Annotated in this window: 19 protein-coding genes, 1 tRNA gene and 1 pseudogene; 11 read left to right on the top strand and 10 right to left on the bottom strand. The window is 44.0% G+C overall.

All coding sequences use genetic code 11. From position 1 onward, the window contains the following. Positions 1-36: 36 nt before the first annotated feature. On the bottom strand, positions 37-789 hold the full coding sequence (gene mlaA / locus KZ793_RS06680; RefSeq protein WP_225814610.1) for a phospholipid-binding lipoprotein MlaA: 753 nt from the start codon (positions 787-789) through the stop codon (positions 37-39). 189 nt (positions 790-978) lie between these two features. Here mlaA and KZ793_RS06675 point away from each other — a divergent pair. Beyond that, positions 979-1,053: transfer RNA gene (locus tag KZ793_RS06675), tRNA-Arg, on the top strand. Between the two features lie 154 nt (positions 1,054-1,207). Continuing rightward, a pseudogene (locus tag KZ793_RS06670) lies at positions 1,208-2,028 on the top strand (IS630 family transposase); the annotation flags it as partial. A gap of 600 nt (positions 2,029-2,628) precedes the next feature. On the opposite strand, the gene serS reads toward KZ793_RS06670, so the two are convergent. The 5 genes from serS to lrp form a co-directional block, all read right to left on the bottom strand. Further along, positions 2,629-3,918 (bottom strand): serine--tRNA ligase, encoded by a 1,290-nt coding sequence (gene serS, locus KZ793_RS06665; RefSeq protein WP_225814608.1) that lies wholly within the window; start codon positions 3,916-3,918, stop codon positions 2,629-2,631. A 106-nt stretch (positions 3,919-4,024) separates the two neighbouring features. After that, entirely contained in the window at positions 4,025-5,368 is a 1,344-nt protein-coding gene (locus KZ793_RS06660; protein ID WP_225814606.1) for a replication-associated recombination protein A, read from the bottom strand. Between the two features lie 7 nt (positions 5,369-5,375). Then, positions 5,376-5,987 (bottom strand): outer membrane lipoprotein chaperone LolA, encoded by a 612-nt coding sequence (lolA, locus tag KZ793_RS06655; RefSeq protein WP_225814604.1) that lies wholly within the window; start codon positions 5,985-5,987, stop codon positions 5,376-5,378. 90 nt (positions 5,988-6,077) lie between these two features. Continuing rightward, positions 6,078-9,473 (bottom strand): DNA translocase FtsK 4TM domain-containing protein, encoded by a 3,396-nt coding sequence (locus KZ793_RS06650; RefSeq protein ID WP_225814602.1) that lies wholly within the window; start codon positions 9,471-9,473, stop codon positions 6,078-6,080. Between the two features lie 130 nt (positions 9,474-9,603). Continuing rightward, positions 9,604-10,098 (bottom strand): leucine-responsive transcriptional regulator Lrp, encoded by a 495-nt coding sequence (gene lrp, locus KZ793_RS06645; RefSeq protein WP_011145896.1) that lies wholly within the window; start codon positions 10,096-10,098, stop codon positions 9,604-9,606. A gap of 498 nt (positions 10,099-10,596) precedes the next feature. Here lrp and trxB point away from each other — a divergent pair, with 498 nt between their 5' ends. From trxB to infA, 5 genes are all read left to right on the top strand, one after another. Further along, the gene (trxB, locus tag KZ793_RS06640) at positions 10,597-11,556 is read left to right on the top strand and encodes a thioredoxin-disulfide reductase (protein ID WP_225814600.1); all 960 of its coding nucleotides are present in this window, start codon (positions 10,597-10,599) and stop codon (positions 11,554-11,556) included. A gap of 133 nt (positions 11,557-11,689) precedes the next feature. Then, positions 11,690-13,459 carry a heme ABC transporter permease/ATP-binding protein CydD gene (gene cydD, locus KZ793_RS06635; protein ID WP_225814598.1) on the top strand — a complete coding sequence of 590 codons (1,770 nt, stop codon included), beginning with the start codon at positions 11,690-11,692 and terminating at the stop codon, positions 13,457-13,459. A 2-nt stretch (positions 13,460-13,461) separates the two neighbouring features. Then, positions 13,462-15,210, top strand: coding sequence for a heme ABC transporter ATP-binding protein/permease CydC (gene cydC, locus KZ793_RS06630; RefSeq protein ID WP_225814596.1), 1,749 nt, complete (start codon positions 13,462-13,464; stop codon positions 15,208-15,210). Between the two features lie 6 nt (positions 15,211-15,216). Further along, positions 15,217-15,909, top strand: coding sequence for a leucyl/phenylalanyl-tRNA--protein transferase (gene aat, locus KZ793_RS06625; RefSeq protein WP_225814594.1), 693 nt, complete (start codon positions 15,217-15,219; stop codon positions 15,907-15,909). A gap of 156 nt (positions 15,910-16,065) precedes the next feature. Beyond that, positions 16,066-16,284 carry a translation initiation factor IF-1 gene (gene infA / locus KZ793_RS06620; protein WP_002211347.1) on the top strand — a complete coding sequence of 73 codons (219 nt, stop codon included), beginning with the start codon at positions 16,066-16,068 and terminating at the stop codon, positions 16,282-16,284. Between the two features lie 86 nt (positions 16,285-16,370). Here infA and clpA read toward each other — a convergent pair whose 3' ends face one another. Both clpA and clpS read right to left on the bottom strand, forming a co-directional pair. After that, the gene (gene clpA, locus KZ793_RS06615) at positions 16,371-18,647 is read right to left on the bottom strand and encodes an ATP-dependent Clp protease ATP-binding subunit ClpA (protein WP_225814592.1); all 2,277 of its coding nucleotides are present in this window, start codon (positions 18,645-18,647) and stop codon (positions 16,371-16,373) included. A gap of 32 nt (positions 18,648-18,679) precedes the next feature. Continuing rightward, a complete protein-coding gene (gene clpS, locus KZ793_RS06610) occupies positions 18,680-19,000 on the bottom strand; it encodes an ATP-dependent Clp protease adapter ClpS (RefSeq protein ID WP_225814589.1) in 321 nt (106 codons plus the stop codon). Between the two features lie 343 nt (positions 19,001-19,343). On the opposite strand from clpS, the gene cspD reads away from it, so the two are divergent. Further along, positions 19,344-19,565 carry a cold shock-like protein CspD gene (cspD, locus tag KZ793_RS06605; protein WP_118986315.1) on the top strand — a complete coding sequence of 74 codons (222 nt, stop codon included), beginning with the start codon at positions 19,344-19,346 and terminating at the stop codon, positions 19,563-19,565. 80 nt (positions 19,566-19,645) lie between these two features. On the opposite strand, the gene macB is transcribed toward cspD, so the two are convergent. Beyond that, on the bottom strand, positions 19,646-21,589 hold the full coding sequence (gene macB / locus KZ793_RS06600) for a macrolide ABC transporter ATP-binding protein/permease MacB (RefSeq protein ID WP_225814587.1): 1,944 nt from the start codon (positions 21,587-21,589) through the stop codon (positions 19,646-19,648). Then, a complete protein-coding gene (macA, locus tag KZ793_RS06595) occupies positions 21,589-22,704 on the bottom strand; it encodes a macrolide transporter subunit MacA (protein ID WP_225814577.1) in 1,116 nt (371 codons plus the stop codon). Before macA ends, macB begins: the two co-directional genes overlap by 1 nt. A 312-nt stretch (positions 22,705-23,016) precedes the next feature. On the opposite strand from macA, the gene KZ793_RS06590 reads away from it, so the two are divergent. From KZ793_RS06590 to artJ, 3 genes are all read left to right on the top strand, one after another. Further along, positions 23,017-23,916 carry a lysine exporter LysO family protein gene (locus tag KZ793_RS06590; protein WP_225814576.1) on the top strand — a complete coding sequence of 300 codons (900 nt, stop codon included), beginning with the start codon at positions 23,017-23,019 and terminating at the stop codon, positions 23,914-23,916. A 305-nt stretch (positions 23,917-24,221) separates the two neighbouring features. Then, complete coding sequence (gene artP / locus KZ793_RS06585) at positions 24,222-24,950, top strand: arginine ABC transporter ATP-binding protein ArtP (protein WP_225814572.1); 729 nt, start codon at positions 24,222-24,224, stop codon at positions 24,948-24,950. Positions 24,951-24,969: 19 nt separating this feature from the next. Next, positions 24,970-25,704 carry an arginine ABC transporter substrate-binding protein gene (gene artJ, locus KZ793_RS06580; protein ID WP_225814570.1) on the top strand — a complete coding sequence of 245 codons (735 nt, stop codon included), beginning with the start codon at positions 24,970-24,972 and terminating at the stop codon, positions 25,702-25,704. Positions 25,705-25,708: the final 4 nt, after the last annotated feature.

Raw genomic sequence — 25,708 nt, 5'->3', positions numbered from 1 at the left:
CCTTTTTCATTCATAGAGTTAAACCAGAAGTAACTATCAATCAATACTGTCCAACTCATCCTGTAATGCTTCAGCATTTGGATTTTTCGTGGCTTCCAATTTACCGTCACTCGCCATAAAATCATGGCTCTGGAAGTAAGCCTCGCGCATCATCAGATATGGATCTGATGAATTCTTCAACAAACCATCAGAATCCAGTAAACGAGCACGGGTTTCAATACCTTCAAATACCCACTTACCCGCTGACATCCAGATATTCAGATAACTTAGCATTGGGTAAGTCATATCCGCCCAGTTTCCCCCTTCATCACGTAAGGTGAAACTGCCATAGCCCGGCAATACGGCATAAGGACCATATCCCACATCATAATAGCCCAGAGTACTACCAAAGCGTTTTGACTCTTCTTTAGCCAGCTTAGGGTTTGCCATCGTTGCAACATCAATCAACCCCGCCATCCCAAAAATGGTATTCAGGAAAAAACGGTTAAAATGTTTCATTCCCTGATATGTGTTACCACGTAAGAAACTGTTTACCATACTAGCCGGCTCTTCGAGATTACTTAGAAAATTACCCAAACCATTTCGAGCAGGCATCGGCACATAATCGTGCCACGCTACCGCGACCGGACGTAAAACATAAGGGTCAAGAACATCATAATTAAAGTTGAACATTGTACGGTTAAAACCTTCCAATGGGTCTGAGCGCCCCTGTTCAACAGTATCAGATGAATTAGCACACCCCACTAGCAATGCGGTTGTAAGAGCGATTCCGCCCAAACGATACTTCATACATCTCTCCAAGTAATAACCTTCTAGATCCGGCAAATTAGTTCGTTGCACGACTCGCCGATGATCATCAATAATGTAAATATTACTGACAATCCAACTTGAATGGTACTCAATTTAAGTGATCATTAAATAGGCGAACAGTTTATAACACCTTATCTTAGGAAGGAAAAACCGTTATAATGAAGCTATGTCCCCTTAGTTAAATGGATATAACAAGCCCCTCCTAAGGGCTAATTGCTGGTTCGATTCCAGCAGGGGACGCCAGAATCCTGTCTACGAATGTACACCAAAATCTACTTTTTCCTTTAATTTCAAAGAAGTTAACGCACTTAATGGTCTATTGCAGGCTACCGAATTACACCTACATCCACATTGCTTTGTTGGTACAACTGTTGATATGGTAAGTTCGATAATGCAGATATATCGATTGGAAGGGCTCAAAAGCTTACCGGCGGGCAGTCTGGGATCTAACACCTCGCTATAACATCTTATTTTTCTTATTGCAGCAATCCCCTCAAGAGCTAGGTTACCTTCGCTCTCGTTGAAGCCTTGAACTCATGAGCAATACACTCAATGAATTACTCAACCTCTCACTGACACAAAGTACGTTATATCGTTCAGGCGGGTATTGTCGCGGCACCCACGGTGAAACAACCTGATCCTGAATATAGCGAGAAAATAGCAAAAATCACGGAAGCCAAAGCGAATATTTCAGAAAAACATCCCGTTTTTTATGAAGATGAGGCCGACATTGATTTAAACCAGAAAATCGGCGCAGATTGGTGTTTCAAAGGCCAGCAAAAACGGGTAGTCACACCGGGAAAAAATGAAAAACATGACCTTGCAGGTTGCCTCAATGCGCAAACAAAAGAGGTCACTTATGTTAAAGGAGAAAAAAAGAATTCTGATCTGCTTATCAAAATGTTAGATGAAATTAATGCCCACTATCCCCATGCAGAAACTGTCACTTTAATCTTAGATAATTACTGCATTCATAAAAGTAACAAGGTCAAGCATTGGCTGGTGCAATATCCCAGGTTCACCCTTTTATTTTTACCTGTTTATTCTCCCTGGCTGAATAAAATAGAACGGCTATGGCAATCGCTTCATGAGACCGTGACTCAGGATCACTGTTGTCAATTTATGTGGCAGTTACTCAATCATGTCGATACCTTTTTGCGATTGTTTTCATCGTACCAAAAACCAGGAATACAAAAAATGAGTGGAGCATTATTATGAAAAGTCATTTAGTGTATTTGCCCATTATCAATCAGGAGATTCGGACTTTCTTTTAGCCTTTTTCCAGCAATATTTGGGCCAATAGTAACTGAACAATATCATCATCAATGCCAATGGAGTATGTGGATATTACTCACCATTATCTACTTTATTATTATAATTTCTCTCCAATTTATTCATTTTCTTGGGCTATTTTGGGGAATCTTAGGTCCAGTATTTATCGGTGATGTTATTGCCGTGTGTGAAACACAAAGAGTTAGTGGAAAATTCGAACCAAGGCTGTTATTCAGCTGATTTCAAAAAAACTTTGCGTCACTATTCGACGTTGGGGCTTTAGCATTTGGTATGATACTCCTCGGTGCTATCGCAATGTTTATTATCGGTGGTAGTGCCATAATTCATATCCTATTAACAGCTCAACATGGTGAAATCTCAGCCGACATGCTCCAAAATAGTCTGTCGTCATTATTTCTTAGGTAGGTTCACATAATAAGTCAATAACAAAGGAATCAATAAAAAAACAATCACCACCTCCCTGGAGGTGGTTTAAGGATGACAAGTAAAAAGCGCCAAATTCGGCGCTTTTCATTAATACAATAATTAACCGATATATTCTAATCCACACATATATGGACGCAATACTTCGGGTATTTCAATACGACCATCAGCTTGCTGATAGTTTTCCATAATTGCAACCAAGGTACGGCCAACAGCCAGACCAGAACCATTCAGGGTATGAAGCAATTGAGTTTTCTTATCTTCTTTACCACGGAAACGCGCTTGCATACGGCGCGCTTGGAAATCCCACATATTAGAACAGGAAGAGATTTCACGATATGTGTTCTGAGCCGGTAACCACACTTCCAGATCATAAGTTTTACACGCGCTGAAACCCATATCCCCGGAACACAATAAGACTTTACGATATGGCAGATTCAGTAATTGCAATACTTTCTCTGCATGACCTGTCAATTCTTCAAGTGCATCCATTGATTCATCAGGATGAACAATCTGAACCAATTCAACCTTATCAAATTGGTGCATACGGATCAGGCCACGAGTATCACGACCATAAGAACCCGCTTCTGAACGGAAGCAAGGGGTATGAGCAGTCATTTTCAATGGCAGTTCATTTTCATCCAGAATGTCACCACGAACCAAATTGGTTATCGGAACTTCAGCAGTTGGGATCAGCGCGTAATGGCTTTCCGCCTCTTCTTCCAGCGGCTTAGTATGGAAAAGATCTTCACCAAATTTCGGCAATTGACCCGTACCATATAAGGTTTCGTGGTTAACCAGATAGGGAACATAAGTTTCCAAATAACCATGCTGCTCTGTGTGAAGGTTTAGCATAAATTGTGCCAAGGCCCGATGCAGACGAGCAATTTGCCCTTTCATCACTACAAAGCGTGAACCGGTTAGTTTAACCGCGGCGGCAAAATCCAGACCATTGGTCAGTTCACCTAATGAAACATGATCTTGAATTGCAAAATCATATTTACGTGGCTCACCCCAACGGCTCACTTCCAAATTATCGTTCTCATCTTTACCTACCGGTACAGAATCATCTGGAATGTTAGGGATACTTAAAGCCAAATCACGGATTTCTGCCTGAAGTTTTTCCAGTTCAGCTTTCGCTGTATCCAACTTTTCACCTAACTGGTTCACTTCCTGACGTAGCGGATCAATATCTTCACCACGGGCTTTTGCTGCACCAATAGCTTTCGATCGGGAATTACGTTCTGCTTGCAGGGTTTCAGTTTCAACTTGTAAAACTTTACGGCGCTCTTCTTGTTTGCGCAGCGTATCCACGTCAAGGGTATAACCCCTGCGAGCCAGTTTTTCGGCGACTGCGTCTAGCTCATTACGCAGTATGTTTGGATCGAGCATGCTAGTCCTGTGCTTGTCGTTATTAAGTTAGATAATGTGAATAGGCCCACTCAAGTTGATGGGCCATAAGGTATTTTTACCCGCCAACCTTACCGCAACAACAACGTTAGCGATAGCGTTTTATCGGGCTATTTTGATCCTGTTCAGCAAGCCAGGCGAGTTTATCGCCTATTTTACCTTCTAACCCTCGGTTAGCCGGATGATAATAACGGGTTTCCCGCATTTCAGAGGGAAAATAAACTTCACCCGCAGCGTAGGCATTAGGTTCATCATGAGCATAACGATATTCCTCGCCAAGCCCCATCTTTTGCATCAATTTTGTCGGCGCATTGCGCAAATGTGCGGGAACATCATAATCAGGTTTTTCCTTCGCATCAGCCATTGCTGCTTTAAAAGCGGTATAAACAGCGTTACTTTTCGGTGCACAAGCAAGATAAACAATAGCCTGAGCAATCGCCCTTTCACCTTCTGCTGGCCCAACACGAATAAAACAATCCCATGCAGCAATAGCTACCTGCATTCCCCTGGGATCGGCATTACCAACATCTTCGGAAGCAATTGCCAATAAACGGCGTGCAACATATAACGGATCACCTCCGGCGGTAATGATCCGGGCATACCAGTAAAGCGCAGCGTCAGGGGCAGAACCACGAACGGATTTATGCAGTGCTGAAATCAAATCGTAATAACGATCGCCTTGATTATCAAAACGGGCACTCCGCTCTCCACTGACCTCTTTCAATAGCGCCGGAGTCAAAACCCGCTGTCCCTGAGCATTGGTTTCTGCCATATCCGCCATCATTTCCAGCAGATTCAGTGAACGACGAGCATCACCAGCAACCAGTTCCGCAATCATATGACAGGTATTTTCGGGCAAAACGATATTCTGACCATGATAACCACGCTCTTTATCATTCATGGCCTGCTCAAGCACCTGCTCAATCTCTTCTATTGTCAATGATTTAAGCAGATAGACGCGTGCCCGTGAAAGTAATGCAGAATTCAGTTCAAAAGAGGGGTTTTCTGTTGTCGCGCCGATAAAGGTGATCGTGCCATCTTCAATGTGTGGCAGAAAAGCATCCTGTTGGCTTTTGTTAAAACGATGTACTTCATCAACAAACAGAATCGTTCTCCGCCCTGCATTCCGGTTCTGACGCGCTTTTTCAATCGATTCACGTATCTCTTTGATACCGGAAGTAACCGCAGATATCCGTTCAACATCAGCCTGGGCATAATGCCCAATAATTTCAGCTAATGTTGTTTTGCCAGTTCCCGGTGGCCCCCATAAAATCATGGAGTGCAGTTGTCCAGCCCGGATAGCCCTTGGAAATGGTTTTCCCTCAGCGAGTAAATGCCGCTGGCCGATATATTGCTCTAATGTCATTGGCCGCATACGCGCGGCCAATGGCTGGAATTCATTTTGTGAAAAATCGAGTGGCAGGTTGTTCACTTAAACCTCACTGGCGCTGATCATCCAGCGTAACGCCTTTCGGTAACGTAAAACTGAACTTTGCCGCATCCACATAGGTATTTTGCTGCCCCTTTAATTGATAAGCACTTTTTTGTCCATCCTGCTCAATAGCAGAAAATTTTTGGATAGTGCCATCTGTCATGACGGTAATCGAGAAACGTTTCAGATTACCAGTGACATTATTCGGTGTCAGTTCAAAATCATTCCCTTGCTGGCTAATTTTATATTGAGACCAATCTTTAGCATCGTTACGAGTAATTAGCATAAATGGTGTGTTACCTGTGGCATCTTTCAGCCAATTAGCCGTTACCTGCTCAACAAACGGATTATAGAACCACAACGTTTTACCATCCGATACCAAAACGCTTTCATCAGGTGATGTCATATGCCAGTTAAATAGGTTTGGACGTTTAACCCACAATTGCCCTTCACCTTCCTGAATTGTTGCCCCATCATCACTAGTGACGGTTTGAGTAAAGCTGGCATGAAAACTATTTACTTTACCCAAACGTTCCTGCAAATTCTGGCTGGCATTTGCCCATGCCACATTGATATTCATACCAGCCATTAAACAACCAATCAATATCAGCTTTTTCATGTAAGAGATACCTTTCTCAGCATTATTACTTCTTTCTCAACGTTATTACCTGAGTGATTTATTATCAGAGTTTTCAACGTTCACTATTCACTATGAGCGCTCATGTGGCGGTGGGGCTAATACTTCACGATTACCATTATGACCTGGAGCACTGACAATCTGCTGTACCTCCATTTGTTCCACAATACGCGCCGCTCGGTTATAACCAATACGGAATTGACGCTGGACACCAGAAATCGAAACCCGTCGTTTTTCCGTCACGAATTCCACTGCCTGATCAAACAGGGCATCTAGCTCTTCATCGCTGTCAAGACCTAAACCACCTTCCGCATCACCACCACTGAGAATGCTGTCAACATACTCTGGACGACCACGGGCTTTCCAATCATTAACCACTTCATGAACTTCCTGATCCCGAACAAATGCACCGTGAACACGCACTGGAATCGAGGAGTTTGGCGCCAGATAAAGCATATCCCCCATACCCAACAGGGATTCAGCACCGCCTTGATCAAGGATAGTACGGGAATCAATTTTGCTGGAAACCGTAAAGGCAATACGAGTCGGAATATTCGCTTTAATCAGACCGGTAATAATATCGACCGATGGACGTTGAGTCGCCAGAACCAGATGGATACCAGCAGCACGCGCTTTCTGTGCCAAGCGGGCAATCAATTCTTCTACTTTTTTGCCAACAGTCATTATCAGATCAGCAAATTCATCTACCATGACAACGACATAAGGCTCTTTTTTCAGCACCGGATGAGTGATATCCATGCTGTCGCCAGGTTTCCAGAATGGATGAGGAATTGGGCGTCCCATCTCTTCCGCCTGTTTAACCTTTTCGTTATAACCCGCCAGATTACGTACACCCAACGCGGACATCAGTTTATAGCGACGTTCCATTTCATTAACACACCAGCGCAGTGCATTCGCTGCGTCTTTCATATCAGTAACAACTTCAGTCAACAGATGCGGAATGCCTTCATAAACCGACAATTCCAGCATTTTCGGGTCAATCATGATAAAGCGGACATCTTCCGGTTTTGCTTTATAGAGGATACTGAGGATCATGGCGTTGACACCAACCGATTTACCCGAACCGGTTGTACCCGCCACCAGCAAGTGCGGCATTTTACCTAAATCAGCGACCACCGGCTGGCCACCAATATCTTTACCCAACACAATTGTCAGTGGCGATGGATTATCGCGGAATTTTTCACAATCCAATACTTCACGCAAATAGACCGTTTGACGTTTTTTATTCGGCAATTCCAAACCAACATAAGGTTTACCCGGAATCACTTCAACAATACGCACAGCGACCGCTGATAGAGAACGTGCTAAATCTCTTGATAAGTTGGAAATACGTGATGCTTTAACACCCGGAGCCAAATCCAGTTCAAACCGGGTAATCACCGGGCCTGGCGAAAAACCAACCACATCAGCTTTAACTCGATAATCACTCAGACGCGCTTCAATCAAACGAGACGTTTGCTCAAGGGCAAACATATCAACGGGTTCCTCTTCTGCTAAAGGACTGGTTAGCAGATCAAGCGAAGGCATTGGTGTCGTTGGTTTTGGCAACGGTTGATCATTACGAATCAAAAACGGATGGAATAAGCTATCTTGCTGCGGTTGCTGCGGTTGCTGCGGTTGCTGCGGTTGCTGCGGTTGCTGCGGTTGCTGCGGTTGCTGCGGTTGCTGCGGTTGCTGCGGTTGCTGCGGTTGCTGCGGTTGCTGCACAACATTGTGTACAGGGGCTGGCGCAAAAGCAATTTCTATGGGCCGTTCTGATTGATTTTCCGGCGCTGATTGAACAGAAGGCATAAACAGCGGCTCTGCCGGCTCTTTTTCAACTAAATCTTCAACCGGTGAGAAGTTATTTAAAATCGATAAGCCTTCCAGAGCAGAGAACTCTTTTTTCTCCTGGTGACCTTGCTCCTGATAACGCTTATGTTGCGGCTGCTCAACTGTCTGTTTAACAGTCTCTGTCGCTGTTTGAGCCCGTTCTTCCACCGAAGGCCGATTTTCCGGCTCAAATGGATTCTGTCTTATCTGAGGCTGGATTGGGGCCTGTTCTTCTGTATCCGTGGTAATACGATAACGCTCGCGCTGTTGTTCAAGAAACTGCTGACTCAGCAAAGCTTCTTGCTGTTTATCAGACTCAATATCACCATCCGATCCATCTACTTGCTGTTTGACCTCCTCTTCACGCTGTTGTTCTGCAAGACGTTGTGAGGGAACTTTGATGCCATACAATTCACGACGGGTTGGAATACGGACAGGATTAGGACGAGGCAGTTCTGGCCCGATTCCTTGTTTAACCTGAGAATTACCCGTTATAACCGTTGCAGCGGTTGCTGCTATAACATTTTTTTGCTCTGTATTTTTTGGCTCTGTTTCAGACATAAAAGTGAAAGTTTCACTACTGTTCTGGCTATTTTCGACGGGTTCAAATGTTGGCGTCGCTTGACGATTAAATTCAGATATAGGTTCAAAATGGTACTCAGCAGGAATTTCAAACGTATAACGAACAGGTTCGTCGTTATTATTCTTTTCACTCTCTTCCATTAATGATTGAGACCGTGCAATATCATCAGATGTATTGACCAGAATTTCAGGTTCAGCATCAATATCAGCCATATTAATGGTAGGATTATCCGTTGGCTGTGCTTGTTCGATTTCTGTTTTCACTGATTCTGGTTCATCCAGTTCAGCTTTTGCTAACTCTGCGGCAGAAGGTGCTGTAAAGAGTACATCATCATGATCGATATCGGCCGCTGTGAATTCAGGTTCTGTTTTATCATCGGCGGGATCTTCCCGCTCAACAGTCGTTTCACCGTATGGCGTATATTCCTGTTCATTACGACTACGGTTGGTAATAAATCCTATTGCTCCCAGAATTACTGCTCCCGTTTTTTCAGCAATGGTTAACCATGACCAGCCAGTAAATAGCGTCAACCCAATTGCCCAAATACACAGCAAGACCAAAGTTGCGCCTAATTCATTAAACCAAGGCAACATCGCATTACTAAACAGACTGCCAATAATACCGCCGGAAGCAAAGTAATGGAGATCGTCAACATTCAGTGCCGCTAATCCACATGAGGTCAGAACGATTGCTAATGCACCAATAACGCGCAAAGCCAGCGCAAAGAAATCGACATATTCTCTGTCATCATGTTGCTTAAAAGCAGTCCAACAACCCAATATCATCACCGGAGGGATGGCATAAGCTAGAATACCGAATGCAGAAAACAGCGTATCGGCCAGCCATGCGCCAACACCACCACCCAAATTATGCACTGGCTCATGCCATGCAGTCTGAGACCAACTGGGATCAGAAGGGTTAAAACTGACAAGTGCGACCATTAAATAAGCCGCTAGGATGACAATGACAAGCAACACAGCTTCTAACAGCCTGCGCCCACTATTCAGTCTCTTTAACTTAATATTTTTATCTTCTGTATATTCCTGGCTCAAGAAAGGCTCTCCAGGTTTCCTGTTGATTTAACGGAACAACGCCGAGATAGCTCAGCGTTGAAACTGTATGCATAAACAGGAGTGTACCTAAGTTTTTCCAGTTTTGCACCTGTACATTTTTGGTAAGATTTTAGCGAGTCTTAATGACCAGACGATTGCTTTGCTTAACTTCTTCCATCACAACATATGTGCGGGTGTCATTAACACCTGGCAAACGCAACAAAGTTTCGCCTAGCAACTTACGATAAGCTGACATGTCTGGTACGCGGGTTTTCAATAGATAGTCGAAATCACCGGAAACTAAGTGGCACTCCTGAATCTCTTCCAACTTTTGTACAGCAGCGTTGAATTGTTCAAAAACATCTGGGGCGCCACGGTTTAAGGTAATTTCAACAAATACCAGCAAAGATGCATCCAAATAGTGAGGATTCAGCAATGCTGTGTACCCAGTAATAAATCCTTGGCGTTCCAGACGACGAACACGCTCCAAGCACGGGGTTGGAGACAAACCTACCCGTTTAGACAGTTCTACGTTAGAAATTCGCCCATCTTTCTGTAGCTCATTTAGGATATTACGATCTATGCGATCAAGATCTTTTCCCGGACGTTTTTTATTATCTATCATCTTGTTGATCTCTCTTTATTTTCCTACACCCATAACATTTTCCCCTATCTCTCTGAGTTTGAGTTGGAAAAGATGTCTTAAAGTTAAAGCCTCGCTCTATCAGCGTAAAGCAACTCACAGGCCATTTTCTAATGCTACACTAGAGGGAATTATCCGCATGTCGATTTTTATAGAAACGAATTTAGCGAGGTGGATAATTATCTCTTACAGTGATGTTTTCGCAAATGCACAGCCGATTGTCAAAGTAAATGAGCAAAAATCAGAACAACCTGTGGAACAAATTTTCAGTTAATCGTTTCGATAGTCTACCATTAGTTGAAAACGAGCAAATGAAATCCAAACAGCACTAAAAGAACACTTTTCTCAGGTTAAAGTCATTATTAGTTAATATCTATCGGTAAAATCGTTAGTAACATGAGTCTTTTAGCTTTTTTTACCCTCCTATTTCTCCTACAATCGCTCGATATTCGATTAGGTGATAAATGGAATGAGGTATTTATGAGCACCGCCAAACACCACAAACTCATTATTCTTGGCTCCGGTCCAGCAGGCTATACTGCCGCGGTTTACGCTGCCCGAGCAAATTTAAATCCGGTTCTTATTACCGGGGTTGAAAGAGGCGGTCAGTTGACTACAACCACCGAGGTCGAAAACTGGCCTGGCGATCCGGAAGGTCTGACCGGCCCTGGGTTAATGGAACGCATGCACCAACATGCTGAAAAATTCCAAACCGAAATCATTTCTGACCATATTCAAAAAGTCGATCTGCAAAACCGGCCTTTACGCCTTTATGGTGATGAACAAGAATATACCTGTGACGCACTGATTATCGCAACAGGTGCTTCTGCTCGTTATTTAGGTTTACCTTCTGAAGAGGCATTCAAAGGTCGTGGTATTTCAGCCTGTGCAACCTGTGATGGTTTCTTTTATCGTAACCAGAAAGTCGCCGTTGTCGGCGGCGGTAATACCGCCGTAGAAGAAGCCTTATATCTGGCAAATATTGCAGCGGAAGTTCACCTAATTCATCGCCGTGATACTTTCCGTTCAGAGAAGATCTTGATCGGTCGCCTGATGGATAAAGTCAAAAATGGCAATATCATCCTGCACACCGATCGTATTCTGGATGAAGTACTCGGTGATGATATGGGCGTTACCGGTGTTCGCCTACGCGATACCAAAAGTGGCACTACAGAAGAATTAGCTGTTACCGGCACCTTTATTGCCATCGGCCATACTCCCAATACCGCTATTTTTGCAGGTCAATTAGAACTGGATAATGGTTACATTAAAGTTCAATCCGGTCTACAGGGTAACGCCACTCAGACATCCATTCCCGGTGTATTCGCCGCCGGTGACGTCATGGACCATACCTATCGCCAAGCAATTACGTCCGCCGGTACAGGTTGTATGGCAGCCCTTGACGCAGAACGTTTCCTGGATGGGCTAGCCGCTAAATAAATTCTTTTTCTTTCAAGGCGCTATTTCGGTAGCGCCTTTTAACATGTAACATATCAGCAGGATGCTGACACATAGGATATGCCAGCCTTTTGGTACACCATTACCCTGACCTGTTAAATTAGAATTTTTCCTTATGGACAAAACAAGACAGTATGAATTGGTTCGCTGGCTGAAACAGCAAAGTGCCCCGGCCCAACGCTGGCTCCGCCTGTCCATGTTATTTGGCTTAATCAGTGGATTGTTGATTATCACTCAAGCCTGGCTACTGGCCTCAATTCTGCAAGCTTTAATCATGGATAATCTTCCACGCGAGCACATCACGAATGAATTCTGGCTGCTAGCAGCTACCTTTGCGTTACGAGCTATCATCAGTGCTATTCGGGAACGGATCGGTTTTATCTGTGGCAAAGTCGTACGTCAGAAAATCCGCGCTATGGTATTGGATAAGCTGGAACAACTTGGCCCAATGTGGGTTAAAGGCAAACCAGCCGGTAGCTGGGCAACCATTATTCTTGAGCAGATAGAAGATATGCAGGATTATTACTCCCGCTATCTGCCACAGATGTCTCTTGCCGTCATAATCCCTGTTCTTATCCTGATCACCCTATTCCCTATTAACTGGGCTGCCGGACTCATTTTATTCGCTACTGCTCCCCTTATCCCCCTGTTTATGGCGCTGGTTGGTTTAGGCGCCGCAGATGCTAATCGGCGTAATTTTGTCGCACTAGGGCGGTTAAGCGGTAATTTTCTTGACAGGCTACGTGGGCTGGAAACGCTGCGCTTGTTTTATCGCGGCAAAGCAGAAGCACAACAAATCAGCGAATCCACCGAAAACTTCCGTTGCAGGACGATGGAAGTGCTAAGATTAGCATTCCTCTCTTCCGCGGTGCTGGAATTCTTTGCCGCCATTTCTATTGCTGTTGTCGCTGTCTATTTCGGTTTTTCCTATCTGGGTGAGCTTAATTTTGGCAGTTACGGGATGGGCGTTACCCTGTTTGCCGGTTTTCTGGTGTTAACCCTCGCCCCAGAATTTTTCCAGCCATTGCGCGATCTGGGTGCTTATTATCACGCCAAAGCACAGGCAGTTGGCGCCGCCGAAGCATTAGTGACGTTATTGAGCAGTGATGGCGAACATGCACCTGCCGGTGGTGATAAAACACTAAACCCCCAAGATCCGTTAACCATCATTGCTAATAATCTGGAAATTTTGGCCCACGATGGCAACCAGCTTGCTGGCCCGTTGAATTTTACTATAGAGAAAAATCAACGGGTGGCATTAGTTGGTCAAAGCGGAGCAGGTAAAAGTTCCCTCTTGAATTTACTGTTAGGGTTCCTGCCCTATCGTGGTTCAATACAAATTAATGGCACCGAACTGCGTGAGTTGGATCAACAAAAATGGCGTAATCAACTGAGTTGGGTTGGACAAAATCCACATCTGCCTGAGCAGACTTTGCTTGATAATATTCGTCTGAACCAACCTAATGCCAATCAACAACAAATCCATCAGGTTATGGAACAAGCATACGTCACCGAATTTATTCACGATTTACCCGATGGGCTGAATACGATCATCGGTGATAATGCAGCACGATTATCCGTTGGTCAGGCCCAACGTATCGCTGTTGCCCGTGCCCTATTGAAACCTTGCCGGTTATTATTACTGGATGAGCCTGCCGCCAGCCTGGATGCGCATAGCGAACAACAGGTGATGGAAACACTCAATCAGGTATCTCATCATCAGGCAACCCTGTTAGTTACTCATCAATTGGAAGAAACACTGAAATATGATCAGATTTGGGTCATGGAAAAGGGATTAATTATTGAACAGGGAGATTACCAGACGCTAAGCCAATCTCAAGGGGTATTCACCCGTCTGTTATCCCATCGAAGTGAGGAGCTGTAATTATGCAGGTATTGCTTCCTTTTCTGGCGCTCTATCGCCGTCATTGGTTTCTTATCAGTTTAGGCATGGTTCTAACCATTGTTACGCTACTCGCCAGCATAAGTTTACTGACCCTCTCTGGCTGGTTCCTTGCAGGCGCAGCACTAGCCGGTTTTTCTGGTTATACATTCAACTATATGCTACCGGCTGCCGGTGTCCGTGGCGCTGCCATTCTTCGAACTACCGGGCGCTATGCTGAACGGTTGGTTAGCCATGATGCCACTTTCCGGGTATTGGCACATTTACGGGTTTTTGCCTTTCAGAAAATTTTGCCACTTTCACCGGGAGGAATAGCTCGTTTTCGCCACGGTGAATTATTAAACCGGCTAGTTGCTGATGTTGAAACATTGGATCATCTCTATTTACGGGTGATTTCGCCGATATTATCAGCTCTTATCGTTATCATGGTCCTCACTTTCGGTCTTGGATTTCTGGATCTCACATTAGCCTATACCCTTGGCGGTATTATGCTGGCTCTGTTGATCCTGCTGCCATTGGTATTTTATAACGCAGGTAAATCCGTTGGCCGCGATCTGACTATTCTGCGTGGTCAATACCGCACCCAACTCACAGCGGCATTGCAAGGGCAAGCCGAATTGATGGTATTCGGTGCTGCTGGCCGTTTCCGCAAGTCAATGGCTGATATCGAGTCACGTTGGTTAAGACGCCAGCAACAGCAAGCGAACCTAACCGGCTTGTCACAGGCAATCATGATTTTTGCCACCGGTATGACTGTCACATTGATCTTATGGCTGGCAGCTAACAGCGTGGGGGGAAACAGTCAGCCGGGGGCATTAATTGCACTGTTTGTCTTCTGTTCTCTTGCCGCGTTTGAGACTCTGGGCCCTGTCACTGTTGCATTCCAACATCTAGGACAAGTCATTACCTCTGCAACCCGTGTTGCTCAATTGATGCAACAAGAACCGGAAATAATGTTTCCTACATCAGGGCCGGAAAGTTCAGCGCAAGCCAGTATTGATATCAAAAATATCAGTTTCACTTATCCTGATCAGTCAATGGCCGTCCTGAAAAATATTTCTCTCTGCTTGAAAGCTGGGGAACATATCGCGCTGTTAGGCAAAACCGGTTGTGGTAAATCTACCTTGCTACAATTACTGACCCGGGCCTGGGATACTGATTCAGGCTCAATCTGTCTGAATCAGTATCCTATTACTGCTTATGACGAATCAACTCTGCGCAGTATGATATCGGTTGTTTCACAACGTGTGCATGTGTTCAGTCATACTTTACGACAGAATTTATTACTGGCAAAACCAAATGCAACCGATAATGAACTAGAAACTGTGCTGAAACAGGTAGGTTTAAGCAATCTACTGGAAACCAATGAGGGACTAAACTGCTGGATGGGCGAAGGCGGTCGTCAATTGTCTGGCGGTGAACAGCGCCGCTTAGGAATTGCCAGAGCGTTACTGCACTCGGCGCCACTGATGTTACTGGATGAACCTACTGAAGGGCTTGATGCGGATACTGAACAGCAAATTCTATCTCTACTGCGTCAACATTGTCAGCATAAGTCATTAATTATTGTCACCCACCGCCTGTACGGACTTGACCATATGGACCGTATTTACGTCATGGATGGCGGCACCATTATTGAACAAGGGCAGCATGATGAATTACTGGCTCAGCAAGGTCGCTATTATCAGTTTTATCAGCGGCAACATCAGATTCGTCTTGAACCGGGGCAATAACACACGATGCCAATAATTCAACTGGATGCTGATTCATATGATTTCCCTCACCCGAAAGAGGCATTAACGGAGCCTAATGGCCTACTGGCCGTAGGGGGGGATTTATCTGCTAAGCGATTAAATGCAGCCTATCATCAAGGTATTTTTCCCTGGTTTTTACCCAGTGAAATGCCACTTTGGTGGTCCCCCGATCCGCGTGCGGTAATCATTCCGAGTGAATTGCATATTGGCCGAACGCTACGCCGGTTTCTGCGTAATCCCCCATACCATATTACGGTAAATCATGCTTTTGAACAGGTGGTTCATTTCTGCGCTCAACGGCAGGAAGGAACATGGATAGGCAAGGATATCCAACAAGGTTATAAAAAATTACATCAGACAGGACAAGCACATTCAGTAGAAGTCTGGCACAATGAGCGGATTGTTGGTGGTTTGTACGGTGTCAGCGTTGGCACACTCTTCTGCGGTGAGTCTATGTTCAGCAGAATGGAGAACGCATCCAAATGTGCGCTCATTGCCTTCTATCACCATTTTCTGCGACACGGTGGTGAACTACTGGACTGCCAAGTGCTTAACCATCACACAGCTTCACTGGGAGCAAAAGAGATTCCCAGGGAAGAATTTATTCAGTATCTTTATCAATTCAGAAATCGGTCATTAAAACCTGGTTGCTGGTTACAACAAGTACTGGAATTATAATCAACATTTGACCGATTCATGTTGCTGATAACATAAATATCACTATGCACTATTTGCAAAATAGCGGGTTAAAATACAACATTCCTTTACATAATGAGGGTTTTTCGGCATTATCTTGCCCGTTAAAAACGATGGTTATTAAACTTAGAGGATTAGATGGCCAAAGAAGACAATATTGAAATGCAAGGTACTGTGCTAGACACACTACCAAACACTATGTTCCGCGTTGAATTAGAAAACGGGCACGTAGTCACTGCTCACATTTCAGGTAAAATGCGTAAAAACTATATTCGCATCCTGACAGGCGACAAGGTTACAGTTGAGCTGACCCCATATGACCTGAGCAAAGGCCGTATCGTCTTCCGTAGCCGCTGATTCATTACCGTTTTCAAGAGTATTACACCACAGGTAGCAACTTTGTATTTAACAACGTTGTATCCACCTGTGGTGTCGTTCTTCTATTAGTGCACTACATCTTCCGGCTTCTGCTTATAAGCACTGCTGAAATCGTAGGTCAGTATGCGTTTTGCCTTATCCAAGCCAATACTCACTGAGCCACCGTGAACTAATGAGCCGAACAGGAGTTCATTTGCCAACGGTTTTTTCAAGCTATCCTGAATAACCCGTTCCATTGGACGAGCACCCATTGCTTTATCATAGCCTTTATCACATAACCATTGACGAGCATCCGCACTGACCTCCAACGAAACGCCTTTTTCATCCAATTGTGCTTGCAAGGCGACAATGAACTTATCAACTACCTGTTGAATGACTTCAATAGAAAGCGTATTAAACCAGATGATGCCATCAAGACGGTTACGGAATTCCGGTGTAAACACTTTCTTAATTTCTTCCATTGCATCAGAGTTGTTATCCTGCTGCTTAAATCCAATGGATTTGCGCTGTGTTTCACGTACACCCGCATTCGTTGTCATGACTAAAATAACGTTACGAAAATCCGCTTTGCGCCCATTGTTATCAGTCAGAGTACCGTTATCCATAACTTGCAATAACAGGTTAAATACATCTGGATGTGCTTTTTCAATCTCATCAAGCAGCAATACTGAATGAGGATGTTTAATCACAGCATCCGTAAGCAATCCTCCTTGATCAAAACCAACATATCCCGGTGGCGCACCAATTAAACGGCTTACTGTATGGCGCTCCATATATTCTGACATATCAAAACGCAATAATTTGATATTCAGCACTTTAGCAAGCTGTACGGTAACTTCCGTTTTCCCTACGCCTGTCGGACCTGCAAGCAGGAAAGAACCCACCGGTTTATTATCCTGCCCCAACCCTGCACGACTCATCTTAATGGCTTCGGTCAATGCCGCAATCGCGGTATCCTGACCGAATACCAACATTTTCAGCCGCTCATCCAGTGTTCTTAGGACATCTTTATCACTGGCAGAAACGGTTTTTTCAGGAATCCTGGCAATCCGGGCAACGACGAATTCAATATCCGACACATTAATCGTTTTTTTACGACGACTAATCGGCACCAGACGGGTACGCGCCCCAGCTTCATCGATCACATCGATCGCCTTATCCGGTAAGTGACGATCAGTAATGTATTTCACTGATAAATCAACCGCGGCACGGATAGCTTTCGTGGTATAACGTACATCATGGTGCGCCTCATATTTTGGCCGCAACCCTCTAATAATCTGTACCGTCTCTTCGGGTGAAGGCTCAACAATATCAATCTTCTGAAAACGACGCGCTAACGCCCGATCTTTTTCAAAAATATTACTGAATTCATGATAGGTCGTAGAACCAATCACTCTGATACGTCCACTGGACAACAATGGCTTAATCAGATTAGCGGCATCGACCTGCCCCCCTGACGCAGCCCCCGCACCGATAATGGTATGGATTTCATCTATAAATAGAATACTTTTTCTATCCTGCTCAAGGGTTTTTAACAATGCTTTGAAGCGCTTCTCAAAATCACCACGATATTTAGTTCCCGCTAGCAATGAACCAATATCCAGCGAATAAATCGTACAATCAGCCATCACTTCCGGTACATCTTTTTGCACAATCCGCCACGCCAGCCCTTCTGCAATGGCTGTCTTACCAACCCCCGACTCTCCGACCAACAATGGGTTGTTTTTTCGGCGGCGACACAATACCTGAATTGTTCTTTCCAGCTCATCCTCGCGGCCAATCAATGGATCAATCTGTCCTCTTTGAGCGAGTTGATTAAGATTAGTTGTAAAATTTTCCAACCGATCATCACCTGTAAGCTGCTCTTCTGCTGATTGCGGGCCTGTCTCCTGATGATCCGATTCAGAATCCTCTTTTGGAGTTCCGTGCGAAATAAAATTAACCACGTCCAGACGACTCACATCATGTTTACGCAGCAAATAAGCCGCTTGAGACTCCTGTTCGCTAAAGATAGCCACCAGCACATTAGCACCAGAAACTTCTGAACGCCCAGAGGATTGAACATGAAATACCGCGCGCTGAAGAACACGTTGGAAGCTCAACGTCGGCTGAGTCTCCCGCTCATCATTTTCAGGTAACAACGGTGTCGTTTGTGAAATAAAATTCTCCAGCTCCTTACGCAATTGAGCCAGATTGACCTTGCAGGCTTCCAATGCTTCACGCGCTGATGAATTGCTTAACAACGCCAGCAATAGGTGCTCCACGGTCATAAACTCGTGTCTGTTATCCCGTGCTTTAGCAAAGGCAATATTAAGACTAAGTTCAAGCTCTTGGTTGAGCATAAGCACCTCCCCCTAAAAATCAGTATACCTGGTCAGACTTTTTCCAGCGTACAAAGTAATGGATGACCGTGCTCCCTGGCATACATATTTACCTGGGCTGTTTTAGTTTCTGCCACCTCAGCAGTATAAACCCCACAAACAGCCTTCCCTTGATAATGGACATCCAACATTAATTGTGTTGCCCGTTCAATATCATAAGAAAAGAACTTTCGTAATACGTCAACTACAAACTCCATCGGAGTGTAATCATCATTGTTAAGAATGACCTGATACATTGACGGCGGCTGCAATTTTTGCTGTCGCTCACTCTTAACAGATTCCTTAGTTTTCAAACTGTTATGATACTCGTTCATTATTTTCCCAACGGATTAATCTCTAATACCAGCCACTGCCAGCAAATAAATTATGTTGCCATTTATCTTATCATTATCTGGGCAACTCCTTTTACCACAGACTATTCCCCTATGAAAACTCGGTATAAAAGTGCATGAACGAAACTCATATCGTTATCTATATCAAACTTTAGTCATTCAAAACAACCAGACATTTGTTCTGTACTTGACGAGAATTTGATTTTTACTACAGTATGTTTTGTAAACAAACATAGATAATGTCACTGTTTACATGTGATTGTTTACGACTGTTATATTAAATGGCTCATCTCAACCGAAATCATTAAACGAGGGATGTAGAAGTATGGAGACAGGTACTGTTAAGTGGTTCAATAATGCTAAGGGGTTTGGGTTTATTTGCCCGGCAAGCGGCGGAGAAGATATATTCGCTCATTACTCAACCATTCAGATGGACGGTTACCGGACGCTGAAAGCGGGCCAAAAGGTGAATTTCAGCGTTCACCAAGGACCAAAGGGAAATCATGCCAGTATTATTGTTCCTCTTGAAAACCAACCCAAAGGCTAAATAGCCTGGCCTGTGGGTCATAACCAGGTATTCTTTTCATACGCCGCAGGCAATTACCTGCGGCGTCATATTATTTCCGCTTATTCTCTTGCCAAAGCTTCAATTGGATCAAGCCGAGCAGCATTACGGGCCGGCAAAAACCCAAATATCACGCCAATCGCGGTAGAACAGGCGAAAGCACTGAGTAAAGCAATAGGTTGGAAAACAAAACTCCAGCCGGGGAGCGCTAATTGAGCAATAAATGCAATCATATAAGAGAGAGCAATGCCCAAAACACCACCGACCAAACAAACCAAAATAGCTTCTATCAGAAATTGCTGCATCACATCGCTGGTTCTGGCCCCGACTGCCATACGGATACCAATCTCTCTTGTTCGTTCTGTCACCGAAACTAACATAATATTCATGACACCAATACCGCCAACGATCAGTGAAATTACCGCCACCATCGTCAAAAATAGCTGTAAAGTATGGGCTGTTTTTTCCGCCGTTTTTACCAGCATGTCCACATTATTGGTGAAAATATCCTTTTTCCCGTGGCGTAAAGTGAGCAACTGAACAATCTTCTTTTCTATATCCTTAGAGTCATAACCATCCTTTATTCTGATAGTAATTGAATCCAGATAATTCCGGTTCATCAGACGGCTGGCCATCGTGCTATAAGGCACCCAAACATATAATAATTTGCTACTGCCAAATACAGATTTCCTATCAGCTATCACTCCTACAATCGTGGCCGGCATATTACCCACCAGGATCACCTCCCCAATCACATTTTTCTGGTGAGGAAACAGCTTACGCTGGGTATTTTTATCAATAACCACAACTTGCCCCTGACGACGTATCATATCTAATGAGAACCCCATTCCCTGAGCAAAACGCAAGGCATAAACCTGAAAATATTCATCACCAACGCCAATCACTCTAGAAGAGACATCAATGTTCCCTTTACGAAGGCGCATTTGCCCCTCAACTTCTGGTGAAACCGCCAGAATATAGGGCTGCGCTTTAATCGCATCTGCATCCGCTATTTTCAGCGCCTGCTCACTAACCGGATCAACAGTGCCAAAATCTTCTCCCGGATAAATATCAATGGTGTTCGTCGCAATCTCTTTAATACCAGATAACACTGATGCCCTAGCCGCATCTCCGATAACCAAAATAGTCACGACAGAGGCAATACCAATGATAATCCCCAACATGGTCAGTAAAGTTCGCATTTTGTTGGCAACCATTGCTCGCCATGCCATAAATAGAGCTTCATTAAACCGCCCAATGGCCTGGCGTATCGAAGATATTTTTGATGTTAACGACGGCGCTTTAGCCACTTTTTTGCTTATTTGCGTACCAGAATCACTCATAATATGGCCATCCTTAATCTCGATAATGCGCTGCGCCTGCGCCGCGATTGTCGGATCATGAGTGACAATAATGACGGTATGCCCCTGTTCACACAGTTGTTTGAGGATAGCCATTACCTCTTCGCCGGAATGGCTATCCAACGCTCCTGTTGGTTCATCAGCCAAAATGACCTGACCACCGTTCATCAACGCCCTGGCGATACTAACCCTCTGCTGCTGTCCACCAGAGAGCTGCCCCGGACGATAGTAGGTTCTCTCTTCAAGCCCCAAACGACCAAGTAACTCTATGGCTCTCTGGCGACGTGCCGCTTTAGAGACTCCAGAGTAAATAGCAGGAATTTCCACATTCTGTTCAGCAGTCAAATGAGTCAGCAAATGATAACGCTGAAAAATAAAGCCAAAATGTTCCCGCCTCAGTGCGGCCAGTTCATCATCACTCAGTTCGGCGATATTCTGCCCTGCAACCCGGTATTCACCTTGACTGGGTTTATCAAGACAACCAAGAATATTCATCAGTGTCGATTTACCCGAACCTGATGCGCCGATAATGGCAATCATCTCACCGGCATGAATAGACAAGGTGACATCATCCAGAACTTTTACCTGTTGCTCGCCAGCGGGATAGCTGCGCTCGATACCTTTCAGCTCAAGTAACGCATCCATTACTCATCCTCGACTTCGTCACTACGACCAGTAATCACCTGCTCATGTTCTTTCAGGCCAGATAGAATCTGTATATTTACATCATTGCGCACACCAATGGTCACTTCTCGTTTCTCTTCTTTACCCTCATTTAGAACATCCACTTCATAACGGGTTGGCGTAATCTGTTTACCCAGATCAGAGAGCGGGATCATTAACACATCACGATAGGAATCGAGTTGAATTTTCACCTGAGCAGTCATTTGCAAACGCAAAAGTTGCTGAGGATTAGCCACCTCAAAGCGGGCATAAAAGAAAATGGCATCATTAATCTTTTCTGGCGTCGGCAAAATATCTTTCAACACACCTGGAAAATTTTTATCCGGTGCGCCTAATACGGTAAAAGAGGCTTTCTGACCCGGTTTCAGGTGAATAACATCCGCCTCTGAGACTTCCGCTTTTACCAGCATCGTGCCGAGATCAGCCAGTGTCAGAATGGTGGGAGCTTCCTGTGCCGCAATGACTGTTTGCCCCTGAAGGGTTTTAATATTGACAACAATACCATCCATTGGTGCGGTAATCCGGGTGTATTGCAAATTAGTCTGAGCAGTATCAAGGCTGGCCTGATTTTTACTGATTTGCGCCAATAAAGTTTCTACATTCGCTCTTTTTACTTCAACGTCTGTTTTAGCCTGATCCAATTCCTGGAGCGAGACCGCCTGCACTTTTGCCAGATTGTTCTGACGCTGTAATGTAAGCCGTGCCAATTTCAATTGTGCTCTAGCTTCTATCAGATCAGCATTCAATTCTTTGATCGTGGCTTCAACTTCTTTGACCTGGTTTTGCGCCGGTTTAGGATCAATCAATGCCAATAACTGGCCTTTTGCCACCTTATCGCCCACTTCAACATACAAATTCTGTAACTGACCACTCACCTGCGCCCCAACATCCACCTTTCTGACCGCATCCAATTTCCCCGTTGCCAGTACATTTTTTTCCAAATCGCCTTTAATGACAGGGATCGTCTGATATTTAATCGTTTCCGGTCTATTCAGAAAATACCCCAGAACCAATGCGATAACTGCCACAATAGCTAACAACACAACCCATCGACGTTTCGAACGAATAAAATTCATTTAAATATCACCATATTAAGCATTGCATTCAGAGAAATGGTAAAAACTTATTTCTTTCAATACCACGAAAACCGGGGATTTTCACTCATTCCAGATAGATACCGTTCCCTTTACGTTTTATATCTACTGAAAGTTATTAATAACACACCCACCTTAAGAATAAAAAATTCTTTGAGCAACAACATATTCTCTCTATCCTGACTATTCTCTTAATGTAAAAAAATTGTTATCTTTTATTTTTATCGTCTTTACAATCAATTTTTATACTGAATTTAGATAAAAAGACATTAATCGTTTTAAAGGACGTTAATTATGTACTCTGGGCTGCTGATCATTCTTTTGCCGTTAACGCTAGGCTATCTTACCCATTTGAATAATAAGACACTATTAAATGCTGTTCATCACCTTCTTAACGCAATGGTCTATATCATCCTGTTTTTAATGGGAATCAGCCTGGCTTTGTTGGACGATTTAGGCCGTAACCTCTTCTCTATCTTTCAATATGCAATCACATTTTTTTTATGTATTTTTACCGCTAATGTGCTAGCGTTATTCCTGCTTGAAAAGCGTGATCCTTGGGTTATTAGTCCACATAAACAAGAAAAACCCCCTTCCCGTTTACATATAATCTTTGAATCACTGAAATTATGTGGTGTGCTGATTTTAGGTTTCCTGTTTGGGCTCACTGGCTGGTCATGGCTGCACTTTTCCAATCATGCCAGTGAAATCGCCTTAATCGTTTTACTGTTACTCGTCGGTATTCAATTACGTAACAGCGGTATGAGCCTGAAACAGATATTGCTAAACCGCCGTGGTGCCATTATTGCGATTGTCATTGCTGTCAGTGCGCTTATCGGCGGTGCAATTGCAGCACTTATTCTCGGACTTCCAGTGAGAACAGGTTTAGCATTAGCTTCTGGTTACGGCTGGTATTCCCTTTCTGGCATCTTACTTTCCGACGCTTACGGGCCGGTAATCGGCAGTGCCGCATTCTTTAATGATCTGGTGCGCGAACTGGTGGCAATTATGCTAATTCCAGTTCTAATCAATCAATATCGCTCAAGCGCTCTAGGGTTAAGCGGTGCGACATCGATGGATTTTACCTTGCCAATATTACAACGGTGCGGTGGAGTCAGTATTGTTCCAGCAGCAATAGTTCACGGTTTTGTGCTGAGTTTGTTAGCACCCTTACTGATGGCATTCTTTACTTAACCAGAATTTGAGCCACAATTAATACTTGATGTCATAAATAACGGTTCAGACACTTCATTTGTCATAAATCGTCAACAGCAGTTACTTATCCTAATGCTGGCCCATTGGTGACCTATTTATCTTTTCGCAGTATGCAAATAGAATAAATAAGCTTTTATTGACAAATCGCACAAGGAGAAAATAGAACACGTTAATCATACATGTAATTGAAATATCAATTAATAATATTCTGTGCATAAGATATTGCATAATTATGCTAACGGGTTTAGCATCGGACTAAATCACTGACTATTCAGAATTAAAGCATGAGTATTCAATTAAAAAGCATTGATTGCTATTACGGTGCTCATCAAGCACTGTTTGATATTAATCTTGAGTGTTCTTCAGGGGAAACGATGGTTTTGCTAGGTCCAAGTGGTGCTGGTAAAAGTACGTTGTTGCGAGTACTAAACCTGCTGGAAATACCACGATCCGGCCAGTTGCATATTGCTAATCATCAATTCGATTTCGAACAAACGCCAGGAACCAAGGAGATTCGTTCTCTACGCCAGAATGTAGGTATGGTTTTTCAGCAATATCACTTGTGGCCACACCTTACTGTTATGGATAACCTGATCGAAGCACCTTGTCACGTACTGGGTTTATCCAAGCAACAAGCGCGGGAAAAAGCGGATAAGCTCCTTTCCCGGTTACGCTTAGAGGATTTTGCTGGCCGCTTCCCACAACATTTATCTGGAGGGCAACAGCAACGGGTTGCTATCGCACGAGCATTAATGATGGAACCACAGGTTTTATTATTTGATGAACCCACGGCAGCGCTGGACCCAGAAATTACAGCACAGGTTGTCAATATCATCCATGAATTATCCGCTACGGGTATTACGCAGATTATCGTTACCCATGAAGTGGAAATCGCCCGTAAGGCCGCAAGCCGGGTCGTATATATGGAAAACGGCCGCATCATAGAACAAGGTGATATCAGCCATTTTACGCAACCACAAACCAAAGCCTTTGCTAATTATCTATCACACTAACTATTAATAGGATATAGCGATGAAAAAACTACTTTTTGCAGCCCTCTTAGGCACAGTAACTTTATCTGCAACCGCCACGGAAAAAGAGACCATTCGTTTTGCCACAGAAGCCACTTATCCTCCGTTTGAGTTCGTCGATGCAAATAATAAAATTCAGGGTTTTGATGTCGATTTGGCCAATGCCATCTGTGAGAAAATTAATGCCACATGTACCTTCACTAACCAATCCTTTGACAGCCTGATCCCAAGTCTGAAATTCCGTCGCTTCGACGCTTTAGCCGCAGGTATTGATATCACCCCAGAGCGCCAAAAGCAGGTTGATTTTACTAACACTTATTACGATAACTCCGCGGTTTTTATCTCCGTTAAAGGCAAAGTCTCCAGCACCGCAGATCTGAAAGGCAAACTTGTGGGTATCCAGAATGGTACAACTCACCAGAAATATCTGATGGAACAACGAAAAGAGATTAAAACCGTCCCTTATGACAGCTATCAAAATGCGATTCTGGATCTGAAAAATGGCCGTCTGGACGCCGTTTTCGGTGACACTGCCGTTGTTAACGAGTGGCTGAAAAAGAATGAAAACTTAAGTACCGTAGGTAACAAAGTCACTGACAAAAATTACTTTGGTATCGGCTTAGGTATTGCCGTTCGTAAGGGTAACAAAGATCTACAAGATAAGCTGAATAAAGCACTCGCTGATATCAAACGAGATGGCACTTATGACATCATCTATGAAAAATGGTTTAAATAAATAG

This window comes from Photorhabdus antumapuensis, assembly GCF_020387775.1.
GTDB classification, from domain to species: domain Bacteria; phylum Pseudomonadota; class Gammaproteobacteria; order Enterobacterales; family Enterobacteriaceae; genus Photorhabdus; species Photorhabdus antumapuensis.
The sequence above is the reverse complement of the archived record's forward strand: the minus strand, read 5'-3'. Positions and strand labels throughout refer to the sequence as shown.

Coding starts and splice junctions, on each gene's coding strand:
- trxB (WP_225814600.1), top strand. CDS start 10,597: ATGAGCACCGCCAAACACCACAAACTCATTATTCTTGGCTCCGGTCCA.
- aat (WP_225814594.1), top strand. CDS start 15,217: ATGCCAATAATTCAACTGGATGCTGATTCATATGATTTCCCTCACCCG.
- macA (WP_225814577.1), bottom strand. CDS start 22,704: ATGAATTTTATTCGTTCGAAACGTCGATGGGTTGTGTTGTTAGCTATT.
- artJ (WP_225814570.1), top strand. CDS start 24,970: ATGAAAAAACTACTTTTTGCAGCCCTCTTAGGCACAGTAACTTTATCT.
- mlaA (WP_225814610.1), bottom strand. CDS start 789: ATGAAGTATCGTTTGGGCGGAATCGCTCTTACAACCGCATTGCTAGTG.
- lrp (WP_011145896.1), bottom strand. CDS start 10,098: ATGATAGATAATAAAAAACGTCCGGGAAAAGATCTTGATCGCATAGAT.
- serS (WP_225814608.1), bottom strand. CDS start 3,918: ATGCTCGATCCAAACATACTGCGTAATGAGCTAGACGCAGTCGCCGAA.
- clpA (WP_225814592.1), bottom strand. CDS start 18,647: ATGCTCAACCAAGAGCTTGAACTTAGTCTTAATATTGCCTTTGCTAAA.
- lolA (WP_225814604.1), bottom strand. CDS start 5,987: ATGAAAAAGCTGATATTGATTGGTTGTTTAATGGCTGGTATGAATATC.
- infA (WP_002211347.1), top strand. CDS start 16,066: ATGGCCAAAGAAGACAATATTGAAATGCAAGGTACTGTGCTAGACACA.
- cspD (WP_118986315.1), top strand. CDS start 19,344: ATGGAGACAGGTACTGTTAAGTGGTTCAATAATGCTAAGGGGTTTGGG.
- artP (WP_225814572.1), top strand. CDS start 24,222: ATGAGTATTCAATTAAAAAGCATTGATTGCTATTACGGTGCTCATCAA.
- KZ793_RS06590 (WP_225814576.1), top strand. CDS start 23,017: ATGTACTCTGGGCTGCTGATCATTCTTTTGCCGTTAACGCTAGGCTAT.
- cydD (WP_225814598.1), top strand. CDS start 11,690: ATGGACAAAACAAGACAGTATGAATTGGTTCGCTGGCTGAAACAGCAA.
- cydC (WP_225814596.1), top strand. CDS start 13,462: ATGCAGGTATTGCTTCCTTTTCTGGCGCTCTATCGCCGTCATTGGTTT.
- clpS (WP_225814589.1), bottom strand. CDS start 19,000: ATGAACGAGTATCATAACAGTTTGAAAACTAAGGAATCTGTTAAGAGT.
- macB (WP_225814587.1), bottom strand. CDS start 21,589: ATGGATGCGTTACTTGAGCTGAAAGGTATCGAGCGCAGCTATCCCGCT.